The 14,582-nt window shown below is 42.8% G+C and carries 3 protein-coding genes; 2 read left to right on the top strand and 1 reads right to left on the bottom strand.

Annotated features, from left to right (window positions below; translation table 11 throughout):
- Window positions 1-446: 446 nt before the first annotated feature.
- Entirely contained in the window at window positions 447-2,486 is a 2,040-nt protein-coding gene (locus F8C82_RS09740) for a T9SS type A sorting domain-containing protein (protein ID WP_151693400.1), read from the bottom strand.
- A 164-nt stretch (window positions 2,487-2,650) separates the two neighbouring features.
- On the opposite strand from F8C82_RS09740, the gene F8C82_RS09735 reads away from it, so the two are divergent.
- Window positions 2,651-4,276: a T9SS type A sorting domain-containing protein gene (locus F8C82_RS09735; protein ID WP_151693399.1), complete on the top strand. Its 1,626-nt coding sequence runs from the start codon at window positions 2,651-2,653 to the stop codon at window positions 4,274-4,276.
- A 30-nt stretch (window positions 4,277-4,306) separates the two neighbouring features.
- Entirely contained in the window at window positions 4,307-14,566 is a 10,260-nt protein-coding gene (locus F8C82_RS09730) for a SpvB/TcaC N-terminal domain-containing protein (protein WP_151693398.1), read from the top strand.
- Window positions 14,567-14,582: the final 16 nt, after the last annotated feature.

Here is a 14,582-nt window from a genome sequence, read left to right as displayed (position 1 = left end):
GTACAGTATTGAGGTGCTGACCTAATGTCGCGAACCGTACTTGTCGTGCTCTGAAAATCGAGGAGACTATTCGCGGCAACTTTCCACCAATGAGCAGAAGTCCAAGGACGAATGCCATCCAACAGAAACCACTTCTCACCCGGGAGTGGTTTTTTGTTTTCGGTATGGGGATGGTGGGTGACGGGTGTCGGGTGTCGGGTGATGGATGACGGATGACCCCGAACTACCGCGCGAATCCTTTCGCGTGGTTCAATGTAAAGAGTTAATCACCTCGTATCCTTTCTCGAGGAGAGATTCGTTTTTCAGTGTCATGGCCTCCTCGCGATCTTTTCTTTGAAAGGGAAAGTATATCATTGTGCTTTCGTCACGCAACTCCGAATACATCTTGCGGTGGCGGATAAAGGGGAAGTGCCTCTCGTCATAAACCCCTTAAACATCTGAAACCCCTAAAACCCCACACAAATCCTATCTACTTGTACGTTGCCATCATTGCTTATCCAGCGGAGTAGGTACGTTCCACTCACAAGATTAGTGAGGTGAAGAGTTGATTCTCCATCAAGTTCAAACGTCGTGATATTGCGCCCGCTTAGATCAAGTACCTCTACTTGTGTCGGTGCATTGCCGGTGAATGAATAGTGAATAGTTCCTGATGATGGGTTAGGATAGAACGTCAACCAATCTTCAGTTGAACTTCTTTCGGAAATGCTAAATCGATTGTAGCTGATACAAGAGGAGGTATCCACACAATTTTGATTGGTGAGAATTACAGCGTAGGAACCATTGGCAGGTGGAATAAAACCTCGACTTGTAGCGCCTGTAATGATGGCGTAGTTGTTAGTACAATCCACCCATTGGTAGGTAGTATTGGTATCCTGTTCACTGGCATACAAGGTCCCATTTAAATCATACACCGAAGTATCTTGACGCATTAGGATCAAGACCCCCACAGAGTCAATGGAATTGGAATTAAAGGCCGTATCTGTATACGTGCCAGCGGTGCTATAGGTGTTTCCCCACCAGTTTACGGGAGTACACGCAGAAGTGGTGTCATACGAAATGACAGGTCGTTCGGCGGCACCTATATCTCTACGTCCATAGATGGGGCCGTTTTGTGCGTCTGAGAAATCTGTGGGGTTGCCCGCATTCAAGATGTAGTTTGTAGAGTCTTTAGGAAGTCGAACAGGTGGCATGTTCTGACTAGCGGATAGCGGTTCAAACAGCAATGAAATACCCGAGAGATTGTCAACATCTGAGGCAATGCTAAACGGGACACTTTTAGAAAAGACATTGTTACCGCCAGAGGTAATGTTTGACCAGCCTCCAACGAAGCTGGAGTTTCGATAGTGAAAAACAGAACTGGTGATGTTCATTCCGCTTCCGGGAGCTTGAAAGAGTCGTCTAGTGTTGCGGGTATTGATAAAGGTGCACTTATCTATATTGTAATTAATGCCTGTTCCCCTTACGTCATTTGATTCCGTACGTGCAATGTTGTTTGAGAATGTGCAGGTATAAAGATTAAGCATGCCTCCGTTAATGAGATAGAGTGCTCCTCCATAGTCTGCTTGGTTATTTGAAAATGTGGAGTAAGATAAGTCTGTCTTAGTCCCGGTAAACATTACAGCTCCTGCTGCAGAATTTGCAATGTTTGATTCAAAGTAACATCTGTTGATGACGATACTATCACTATAGTAGGAGGCCAAGCCGCCTCCCTGTGAAGTTGTGTAATTCTGTATAAAGTTGCAATCGTCCAATCGTCCAAAATCTGAACCTTGAATGGAGATTCCGCCTCCTTCATACGATAAAGCGGAGTCTCTGGAGAAAGTACAAGCCTTTAGATGAAATGGTGATCCTACGATAAAAACGCCCCCTCCTTCATTGGCGATGTTATTCTTGAAAGTACAATCTTCTAAATAAATGCTGTCATTAAAAACGGATCGAATGCCACCACCTCGGTTGTAAGCGGTATTGATTTCAAATTTGTTGTTGACAACTTCACAATAGCCATATCTAACGAGGACTGCACCACCTCCGTAGTTTATGCCACTGGTATTGTTTCTAAAAACACAATTATTAAGGATGAGTGAGTCCGCATCGGTACAGTAAATAGCCCCTCCTTCTAATAGGCTTTTGCCGTTAATGAGCGCCAGGTTATCAAAGTAAAAAACTCCTCCGGGGTTTGTGCTCTTATCGATGTAAAACAACTGTACAGAATCACCACCGCTTATGTAAAGTGTGTCTAAATTGACATTCCCTCCCTTAATGGTTAGTCCGTGAGTTAGGCTGATGGTGTAAAGTAAGTGTAAGGTATCACTGCCATTGGCCAAAAGAGCTGGGTCAAATTGTACGGTATCCCCAGCATTGCTGTTGAAGATCTGCTGACGAAGAGATCCCGGTCCTGAGTCATTTAGGTTGGTGACAGTCAATGTGGTTTGTGCCAACGTTGAGATTGAAAGCGAAAGCAGAATGAAAGAGATGAGAGATTTCATGTTTCAGATGTTGAAGAATATGTTAGTCTAAACTAAGGAGCATTTAGCTCACAGAAGAGTAAACCTGCTACATTTCGAATAGAAATTACAATTTTAACATTTTCATCCATCTTTTATTTTTAAATTCCACTCCATATTCTCTCTAAAACCTAACTCTTTCAACCATGGTCTCTCTTTCGCATGGATTTTACCGCACGTACCGGGTGTGGGGATGTATTGCTTTCTTATCTGTTTCATTAGGTGTCTATTCTCAACAAGCTCCTGGGGGAGTTCAAGGCTCAAGTCTTTGGTATTCAGAGTCGGATTTGTCAAAAACGGTAGGTAATTACTACACATTCAATCTGTTAAATTTTGAAAATCGAATAGATGTCGAACAGCTACATCTCACGGGGGCTTCGACGTTGTTTTTGGTGTTAAAACCAAGCTTTAACACCGAGCGTGGAGCTCAGTTTCTAAGGCTGGGTGATGTGGCGATAAGCGATGAAGGCGTAGCACACGGTGTTAGTTTCTCTGAAATTGACTTCAAAGAAGACGTGCCAGTGATAATGTCGCTTGAAATTCAAAGATCTCGCAGGTTTGCTCATAGAGGTTTTTCAGAGATTCAAGTAGGGGATACTTCCTTGTTTTCACTTGCTGAGTTTATTGTGTTTCCCGGACGACTCAATCGCGATGAAATGCGCAAGGTACATACCTACTTGGCGTTGAAATACTCGGTTACCATAACAGATAATTCGGAAACAGAGTATCAAGATTATTTCCGTCCAGATGAGTACACGTATTGGAATACTAGGGTAGATAGGCTTTATAGAAATAGAGTTATTGGACTAGGACGCTCAGATGATCAGTCTTTCTATCAGTCTCAGACCGTCACTACTCAAGGGGCATCGGTAATGGTGGCTCTTGATCATTTTGATTCCATTGGGCAGATGCCAACAGTTGAAATAGCAGATGAATCCTTTATCATCTTTTCAGAGAAAAAATCGAAAGGAGCCAACGCTATTCATTGTCCAATTCCTTCCGCAGAGTCACACATTCTACATAATTGGAAATTTCAACTTCAGAATTGGCAATCACAGGCCGAATACCTACTGCTAAAGGTTCCTTCATCCGAAGTTGATAAGCGTGACTCTTTGTTTTTATCTGATGGGTATTGGAATCTATATCTGCCCATCGATAGTTATGAGGGGTCAGATTTCTTATACAAGATTCCACTCTCGGAATTGACCGATTATCGACATTATTTTTTCACCAACTCACAGAACTCAGACTGTCTTGAGATATTTACATATCCAGAAAGCGGAGATTTGAATGTCGTAACAGAGTTGATTGGTGATCGAGAATGGGTTTTGGAAACTCAGTCCATGAGTGATGGCACTTTGATATCAGAACACATTAGTGGCACCCATGCTCGTCGATTCTTGCGAGAAGGACAATATGTGGTATCTGTTTTGGACGCAGATGGTGAAATGATTAGCTCTGAGATTGTGAGAATCCAATCAACTTCTAATCGTTCTTCAATCGGATTGGAGGAGTTGGATATTCGAGTCTATCCCGATCCAGTCCAGACGGGCCAATCGTCCACTCTAGAAGTGAGGAATATGCCTTCTTCGGAATCTCTACGCATGACAGTGTCAGATATGAATGGTAAGATTCACCAATCCATTCCTGTGGATTACTCTGAAGAAATCATTCAATCTATAGCTCCACTTTCTGTTCCAGGCACGTATACGGTTACCCTCCATCAGGGGTCATCAGTTTATAGTGTGAAGCTCGTTGTTCGCTCAAAATAATTCATCTCTCCTCTTTATAAGTTAAGTATTATGAGAACGGATAGTATCTCAAGGATAGCCGCCATTGTTACCGTTTTGGTTTTTCTCTCTAATGATTTGATGGCAAGCGCAATGTATTTGAGGGTTGGTTTACCTGTGGTGTCAAGTGAAAGATACTCTGCGATGCCCGTGGTATCAACCCCGTACTTTCAACCTGTTGAAGCGGATACGGAAGTCATTACAAGACGTTCGTCCAACAGTTTCTCTGCACCAGAAGAAGAACGTACGTCAATTACTTCAACCGCTTCTAGAAATTACGCCAGAGCGCTCGATTTTGAAGTGCTTGATTCGACCGTTGATTTGCGAGGTTATGTATCGTTTGATGCTGAACTATCATCTATCCCTAGTCACATCAATAACGTGACACGAAATGCGGAGGCTTATCGCATGGATGGTGAATATGAACACGCGTATCCTGTGGCTATTGGAGTGGATGCCTCTCGATTGAAGTCCATATCAGATATTGACCATGTTCAGGTCTTATTCTTTGACCGAGTGACGCGTTCGTGGAAAGCGGCTCAAACCTTGAGAACAGATCGTGATATACTACGAATAGAGGCCATGGTTCCCGGTGAAACGGATTATTTCGCGGGATTGATTACTTCGCCAGAAATGCCAGAAGCGAATGCATATGTACCTACGAGTGTTTCTGATATAGATCCAGTAAATCCTGCTACGGGGATGCGCCTTATGCAGCCGCCAAGTGTCAATCGACAGGGTTCAGCAAATATTAATTATCCGCTCTGGATTCCGCAGGGCAGAAATGGAATGACTCCGCCATTGTCCGTTTCCTATAATTCAGATGGAGGAACAGGTTGGATGGGCATGGGATGGAATATTGGTAGTTCCAGTATAAGTGTCGATACGAAATGGGGTGTTCCTGTTTTTGATGACATTCAAGAAAGTGAAGGATATGTACTCGACGGTGAAGCGCTATTTCAGGAAGGTGGGTTTCGTCCCAATAAAGCAGTTAAAGATTCTTCAGGAAATGTAATTGTCCAACTGCGCCAGCCTAGTGGTAGTCGTTTCTTTCCGAGAGTACAAACGTCCTACCAGAAAATTGAACGTCTGGGTGGAGATCCAACCAAATACTTTTGGAAAGTAACCGACGCTTCGAATACAGTACGTTATTATGGAACTGAGGATGGTGCTACGCTAGATCAGAATTCTGTCTTACAAGAAGGGACAAACGGCAATATCGCCAAATGGTACTTGACTAAGGTGGTAGATCAATGGGGAAACACGATAGAATACGATTACACATCCTACCTCAATACCACCACCAATAAAATGAAGAGTGGAGGTAAAGGAATGCATTTATCCAGCATTACTTATACGGGATTTGGGAGTACGTCGGGAAGATATCATATCATCTTCAACACTGCGGTTGGCAGAAAAGATGGAAGCGTAATGATGAATTACGGTTTCAAAGTGATCGATGATAGGAAGCTGATGAGCATTGACGTTAAATACGATTCTCAATTGTTAGTGAAGTATGTTTTTGGATACAATGCCTATGATCAAAGTACTCACTTCAAGACACTGCTTCAATACATAGCTGAGGAAAGAGGGGGAGTTGAGTTTTATCGACATACGATGAATTACTACGAGCGTGGTTTGGAATACGACAGCGACCCCAAGATTCTTCGAATGAATCATGGAACTCGATATTTAAGTGAGTCACCATGGTATATCAAATCGGTTCTCAATCCTCTTTATACGTATATCGAGCCGTCTCCCATACGCACCTCGCTCACCGAGGGGTACAGCGGGAGTGGAAGAGTTGGTTTCGGACTGGCATTGAACGAGTCGCCATTTGGTATCACTTTAACAAAAGAAAACACGGTTGGTGCAGGGATTAGTAGCAGCTCTTCTGTTTCGGATGTGATCACTCAGATGCGCGATTTTAATGGGGATGGTATCCCTGATGTAGTTATAGACGAGGGAGATAAAGTGTACTATCGTCCAATTACCAGACGCGCAAATGGTACGCTTCAAATAGGTAGTAAGGTTCGTATTTATATCGATGGAATTAGTAGGACGCGAAACTCATCTACGGGGTATCAGGTTGAAGTAATCGGCCCTCAGGCTGCTCAACTCACTCACATGAATGTGTCATTCAGTGATGGGAATTCTGAAGTCCTTCGAGATGTGATTGACTATAACGCCGATGGTTATCCAGACTTAATCTACCCCGATGGCAATACAGCTAAAGTTTTGTTTGGGGAGATGAGCGATAATGGAGAGTATCACTTTAGGGGATCAAGTGAAAGTACTTTTAACCCTGTAGTTAAGGGGCAAAATGCGGTTGCGGCGCCTCAAGGAGATAATCTTCAACCGATGGAGATTGTTAGAGTTTGGGAGGCTTTTGAAACCGGTCAAATTCGTATCACAGGACTTGCCAGTATGTATCCTGGTGCTACAGGTACAGCTCAAGTAGCAGTCCAACACAATGAGGCCTTTCAAAACGGTGGCTTTCAAACAATAACCCCTACTTCTCCCTCATCGGTTGCACATTTCTTGTATTTGAATGTGGCCAAAGGCGATAAAATTTTCTTTCGAATGAGAGCGGGAGAAGATGGACAGTCCGACTTGGTGAAATGGAACCCTGTGATACGATATACAAGTGGTAATCGGTTGGACGGTCAAAACACAAACTGGGGTGTTTCATCTAGTCAGGCTGGTTTTTTACTTTCTTCTGGGGAAGGGGCGACATTTCAGGGAGATCAGGAGTTTCGTGTTCAATTGAATTATTCTAATAATCCAATCTATTCCGATGAGGTTAATGTGGCCATAGATGTTTATGTTAACGGAGTTCTTTCCAATACCTATTATCAAACTGTAGAGGAAGGTACATCGAGCTCTCCGACTAATTCTATTGCTCCCTTTGTTGGGTTAACAGGTTCTAATTACTACAAGGTAGCAGGATTGACTTCTTCGGATGTTGTAAGTCTGCAATTCCGTCTCACTTCTTCTTCTAACATTCTTTGGACTGGATTACTTTGGACGCCTGTTGTGGAATTTAAAAATGATTGTGTTAATCCAGTAGAAGAACTGTATCCAACTCCCGAATATGTGACCTACAATAAGTTGGATGAACATGGATATCAAACTGATTTGGGAATTCTTTCATCTGGAGTTGATTATCAACTATTGCCCGTTATCGATGACGCAGGTGTAAGTAGCGTCATTGACAAACCCGATGACGTTTCACAAGACGTGGTATACATGACTCTCAAGAATTCGGGCGTCATGGCAGAGAAAATAGCCATTGTCTTTGATGGTGTGAAAGGAACCATCACTTACAAGAATGTTGACATGACCCAAGGAGTTGGTCCTTATGATATGGCGTTTGTTGGGAAAACGACGCTCAACTCCAGTAGTTTTACAAGTGCGTCAAAAGCATATTTCACGAAAACTTCAATTGATCAGAAAGCTCAAATTGAGTTTTTCGCTAAAGGTCCTTACGCGCAAGCTTTACTGGATTATATCCAGAACAATCTCGCTAAATTCAGCCTGTACTCTCCTTCTGGTTTAGTTCGAAGTATTACTGCCTATGACCTCGGTTTTTTTCACAGAGAAATAGAGCTCCTTCAGATGAATTACAAGCATTGGGGAGTGTTCGGTTGGAAACCTCATGAGGATTCAATGAATTACCCTATCCAACGAGCGCAATTGCATATTCCACTAGGGAATGATCCGAGTGCGTATGATACTACTTACATCAAGAATCATCCAGATGAGTACGATGCGAGTAAGTATAAGTTCTGGCCGCTTTATGCAATAAGAGGTGAGAATGTTGGAGATCTATGGGGTTATCAGAAGAGCCTGATAACTTCAGATCGCAATAGAGACCGATACGGAATAAATGGTCAAGCTATCGCTGCATTTCGTTTGGCGGGGGGCTTTTCTCCTATCCTCGTCAATGAATTTGATCAATCGACGAATCTCCCAAGTATAAGTGTGGGTCCTTCGGATCCTAAGTTTACTGCACAGGGGCTTTTGACTCGAAGCACTTCTAGGTCGTTAGGAATTAGTAGTGGAACGGATCCAATAGCCTTTGCTGTGAGTGTTTCTCAACTTGGACTCTATTCTAAGCAATTATCATCTTTTACAGATTTGAATGGGGATGGTTATCCTGATATTCTTGTGGATGACGATGTGATTAAGGGGCAGTTTACAAATCCTCAAGGAGGATTGGGAGCTCAAGTGGAAGTTCCACGAATATCAATACTCGGTCAAGGTACTTCTCTAGGGGGGAATGCTGCCTGGTCTGGCTCTTACACAACAGAATCAAGGAAATTTACCCTTTCTGGTAACCTTGGGGCAGGATACCGCGCTTCGAAATCTCGAACGTCTATCATTGACGTTAATGGTGATGGGATTCCAGATTCGTATGAAGATGACTTATTTAGTGAGAAGTTCCGATTGGGGTATGGATATGGCTTTGAAGCAAACGTTTTTGATGCTATCGGAACCATCCGCAATCATGCCTATGATATTTCACTTTCAGGTAATCTAGCTCCAATTGCCGTATCCTATTCATGGTGGGTACGATCTTTAAGTGGTGGGCTTAACGTGAATAGAGCAGGTAATTACTCCGAGAGGTTCTATTTTGATTTTAACGGAGATGGTCTGACTGATTATATAGATTTGACTGCAGCTGATGACCTATGGCTCAATACGGGATCGGAATTTGAAGCTTATGATATAACGGGTTACAATCTTACCCAAGGAACCGAAAACTATAATAAATCGGGAAGTACGGGTGTGTCAGCGCAAGTCACCTTTACACTAGGTCCCATCCTTTGGGGGTTGAAGGTCCCTGTAACGGCAGGATACAGTGATAACTTCTCGATTGATCGATTGAAAACCAGCTTCATGGATATGAACGGAGATGGTGCTCCCGATTATGTGGAAACAGAGGATGGGGACTTAAAGGTTTATTACGCAACGTTTGGAGATGCGAATAAATTAAAATCCGTTACCAACCCTTTGAAGGGCAAGTTCACTATTACCTATGAAGTAGTTGGAAACAAGCAGGGATACCACGAGCCTGTTGTTCGAACTCATCTCAGTGAATTGGAGAATGAGAAAATCTATTGGGATATGCCGTCGGCTAAATGGGTGATGAGTTCTGTGGTTGTGTCAGATGGGCATCTTATCACAGATGGAACAAATGACCTAGATGGCGTAGATGAATATGAAACGAAGTTCGCATACGACGGAGGGATTCGGATTCGAAGAGAGAGAGAATTCGCAGGGTTTACGCGTGTCGCTACCATTCAACCCAATCAATTGGGAGAACGAGAAGACTTTTGTGCAGAATCCAATGATTTTGAAATTGAAAAGAAAAGATATATTAAAGACGAGTATGATTGTCCATTCAAACTCAATTATGATACAACGTCAGTAAGAAGAACAGGACAATACAATATGAATGTCCTTGAATATAGAGCTCCAAAAGGTACTTCACCTCGAGATATGGGTCGCTATTTGTATGAGCAGGGTATATTGGAGAATACTTATTTACTCCATGTTCATGAGTGGAGAGATTCAGTTCGAGTGGATACTCTGAATTTGGGTTACGATTGTTCTGACCCTTCAGTTGAATATGGGGCTCATCATTATGATTCATGGACTCACCAACACATAGAACTCATTTCCGACGAAGGGGTAGATTTTGAACTTCGTCTCGTTGAAAGTGGGGTTTCCAAAATGTCTACTTATGGAGGTACGCTAGGAGAGGTCATTGAGCAAGGTGCAAAAGATTGGCTATTAGTGGATGAAGTGTACACCTCTGATAATCTCCCGGATTATATCACTGTATTTCCTGCGGTCACGGATAAGCGAAACATTAATTTCCCAGTTGTAGAAGACCGTTCTGGGATCAATCTTCAGAAGTATCATTTAGAATTTGACAAGTATTTCAATGTGGTGTGGTTTGAAGATTTTGGCACGCTGAATACAGCTCAAGTAGATACGATACCTGTAGATACCATTTATACAGGACACTATGAGTATTTGACGCAGCAAAACAGCTGTGCAGATTTGGATATGGTCCCTGGCCTTGATGTTGTCCCGATAGATGATTACCACTACTATGTTTATGTGGAATGCGACTCCCCTTCATACGAGCCAGACACCATTTATGGTCTCTACGAAAACACTTCTGGATGCGGAAATCAGGAAGGAATTGGTCCACGAGCCGTATGTGATGGGAATGAACTTGCAGAATTCACAAGTACGCATAGGAAATGGGTAATTGAAGAAACGATTATCTATAAGCTCGTTGACAAGAGTACGTATGATTTCAGGATTATTGCGGTCATGGATTATTTTAGTCCGACATCAGCAAATAATAGAACCAATGTGTTACAAGAGCACTGGGTGTATACTCAGTCTGTTAGTCCTTCCAATATTCGCAGACACTCCAAGGTAGAATCACTTACCACAAATAAGAAGGCTGTTCAGCAAATGGGGCAGTATTTGTCGCCTAGTGATGTAATGCTAACTGACTTCACCTATGATGCGATGGGGAATTTGACTCAGGTTGAAGCTCCTCAGGTTCCTGGTCAAGGTAGGCCAACCACAACATTTGTTTATGATTCAGACGTTTCTCAATTTGTTGAACGTGTGAACAATCCTTATGGCGATTTTGCGTGCACCATTTATGATATCGGGTATCAACAAGTGCTCCAGACTACAGATATCAATGGTCAAGTTATGCGATTTGCATTTGATCAATATCGACGACCTTCTAGAGTTTGGGCACCTCGAGAATTGAGTAGCTCCTCAAAGGAACCTACCATTTCATTCGAGTATCACCCATTTGATACACATCCGTATGCTTCCACTTATCACAATACAGGAAATGCATCTACAGTGGTTAGTTATGGAAGTGCTTCAACCTCATGTGACGCGTTAGTTCCTGAGAATACACTTGATACAGTGATTTCAACAGCTGCTCAAACTATCACATTTACAGACGGATTGAGTAGAGCGATCCAAGTCCAAACATTAACAGATTGGGATGATCCTTCCTCAGGAACGGACCATTCCATGGGAGTGGCTCGTCGTGTTTCCGGCTTCTCTGTGTACGATAAGTTTGGACAGGTTTATGTGCAACACAATGACACGCTCATCACAGGGACATCTGCTTCTACGATAGCCTTTGAAACGCTCTTAACGGATACGATGGGTAAGGTGAAGTTTGATTACCTCAATCGACCGACAGAGTCTATGTCTTTGTATCCTACGGGAGGGGCGAGTTCGAATGTCGATTGGTCAACCACGACAGTTAACCGTTCATGGTCTGTATTTAATGGAGAGTCTCGTTACACGGAAATTACCAATCTCGATGGAAAGTCGAGAGCTTATACGTATCAAGATCACAAAGGGCGTCAAGTAGGTTCTGCGCAGGAGGGTGTATCCTGGGCTGCGAATATGGAAATTACTCGATTCGTTTACGATGAACTGGGACAGCTTGATACAGTGATTGATCCCGCAAATCAAAAGACAACCTATCAATATGATTGGGTGGGGAGAATGATTGAAGAAGTTCATCCCGACCGAGGACGGACAACCAATACGTATGACTTAGGAGGAAACTTGGTTTCCGTGAGTACAGAGGGAACGAGGGAGTCCATAACTAATGGACAAATTACCTTTGATTACGACTTAAATCGTTTGGTTGGAAAGAAGATGCCCGCAGGTTCTAGCAATGAAGATCTTTACAACGTTGCGTTTACGTACGGACAGCGCGGAGATGGAAAGAATGGAGCTGGCAGAATTGTGACCGTTGAACAAGGGGACTCTTCGGCCCCATTCTTAGTAGAAACTTTGAAGTACGATGAACTGGGACAAACCTCTTTTCAGTCTAGGGTGATAAAAGTTCCACAAAAAGGCTTTAAGACATATACCACTAATTTCCGCTATGACTCATTTGGAAGGATGCTTCAGATGACCTATCCTGATAATGAGCAATTGGATTACCATTACACGGACTTAGGTAATTTACTTTGGGTGGATGTTAGCAATGGTTCATGCATCACGGTTCCAAACTTGATAGACACAATATCGTATGACGGTTACGATAACATCGTTTACATGAAGTATGGAAATGGTACAAAAATGAACTACGGATACCATCCTGTAACGCGTACCTTGTTGTCGAGTGACGTATTAGCATTGCCAAAAGGGTATCCGCATCAACAGCAAGTTATGGACAGAAGCTACAGCTATAACAGCTTAGGTATGATTTCAGCATCTGAGATCACTCCACACCGACTGTTTATGGCGACATCTTCAAAACTTACAACGACCTATACGTATGACGGTTTAATGCGGCTTAAAGAAGCAAGTACGTCCATGAGTTCGGTGAGCTTTGACGCTGCAGATGATCCTGGAACCCCACCGGTTACTTATAGTGCCTACTCAGGGACGGTTCACGAGGTGTCCATGGATTATGACCTTTCCGGTAGGATTACAAATAAGGTCAGTGATCCTCAGGGCTCGTATCCTATGACGAACTTGTCAAGTCTTGATTACAGTTTGTCCATGGTTTATGACGGATCTAAAAAGCATAAGCTAACGAGCTCCTCAGAAATTACTCCATCAGATACTGCAAATACGACGTACGATTACAACAACTCTGGAAGTATTAAAGAGATAAATCGTAACTTATCAGGGAGTACGCTGGGAAGTATTCGAATATTGTGGAATGAAGAACAGCAGATGATTGCCGATAGCAATGATCGTGGAATTCATCACTACGTATACGACTACAATGGAGAACGAATCATGAAGGCGAGTTTTACCACATCAACGGTCAACATCAACGGAGATGTATACACGCAAACCGGCACTTTAGATGCCTACAAAGTGTATGTGAATCCGTATGTGGTAGCAGAACATTTCGACACGGAAGATCGCCTTACTTTCCATTATTACATGGGAATGCAACGGGTAGCCAGCGGACGCTTTACGGAGCAGACTTATCAGAGTCAACAGAAAGCAGCGTCGGAATCTCAAGATTCCTCGGAAGATCTTGTGTTGAATCAACTGGAGGAAATCCTCAGTGAGTTCAAGCTCAATAAAGGAGAAGATTATACGAGGGAAGAGTTGGAATCACCAGCTTCTGTGATTCAATCCTATCCAGATCTTTCATCGGGAAAGGCAGAAGGGATGTCTACAGATCTCTCTCCAACTACCAACGATGGAGTGAACGAAGTAAATTGCGGAGATCGCACTACGGAAGTCTACTGGTACCACCCGAACTACTTGGGTTCTGTCGACCTCATAACCGATTTAGATGGGCAAGTTCATCAATTCTTCCTCTACAATGCTTGGGGCGAGAACATGAGCGAATACAATGCGCAACCGCAAGGGTTTGATAGTCCGTACAGGTTCAACGGTAAAGAAGTAGATGAGGAGACTGGGCTAGCATACTACGGGGCTAGATATTATGATAACCAGTTGAGTATTTGGTTGAGTGTGGATCCGATGGCGATGGAAGGGATTAATTTGACCATGACGTCGTACCAGTTTACTAATAATAACCCTATAAATCTTGTGGATCCTAATGGCACGAATGCGAATCCTGTATTCGATTCTGACGGCAACTACATAGGAAATACGTCAGAAGGATTTGTCGGTGATGCGTTGATTTATTCTGGTACATCTCAAATAGATTTTAGCACGATGTCTGCAGATCAAGCATTGCAAGACAACAATACTAGCACGATGACATCAGTGATTAGAAATAACCAGATGAGAGGAGAAGTCTTTCAGAAAATAATGTCGTCTATCGTAAGCAATTTTGATGGTCAAGAAATCATGAATGGAATAGTTTTCGACTATGAATCTATCGGATCCCAAATCTATTGGGATGCATCTGGTGATCCAACTTCTAACGAGTTTTCATATGACCCTGAAAAAGACAGAATATATGCCACAATGAATACGTCAATTTCAGAGTATACAGTCGAGAATATTAAGAATGCGGTGTTATCGCATGAGTATTTATCACATAAGATTCTAGATTACAACAGCAGTGACCGTGATGAGTATAGGGCTTATATGCGTGAAATGGAATATATGCTCCAAACGGGAAATAATGTTACGCCAACCTATCGGTTAGAAACCATGAAAAGAATGATGCAATATTTTCAGGATGCATACCCAAACGCAGATATGTCACAAGCTGTGCAACAATGGTTGTATCACTTTAATCGTTATACCCAACCTTAATACATTTTATTAGTCG

The organism is Phaeocystidibacter marisrubri (assembly GCF_008933165.1).
Taxonomy (GTDB): Bacteria; Bacteroidota; Bacteroidia; order Flavobacteriales; family Schleiferiaceae; genus Phaeocystidibacter; species Phaeocystidibacter marisrubri.
Note: the sequence above shows the minus strand (reverse complement) of the source record. Positions and strands in the feature narration are given on the sequence as shown.

What these genes read in the sequence shown, in the direction of transcription:
- F8C82_RS09735 (WP_151693399.1), top strand. Translation starts at nt 2,651, where the DNA reads ATGGTCTCTCTTTCGCATGGATTTTACCGCACGTACCGGGTGTGGGGA.
- F8C82_RS09740 (WP_151693400.1), bottom strand. Translation starts at nt 2,486, where the DNA reads ATGAAATCTCTCATCTCTTTCATTCTGCTTTCGCTTTCAATCTCAACG.
- F8C82_RS09730 (WP_151693398.1), top strand. Translation starts at nt 4,307, where the DNA reads ATGAGAACGGATAGTATCTCAAGGATAGCCGCCATTGTTACCGTTTTG.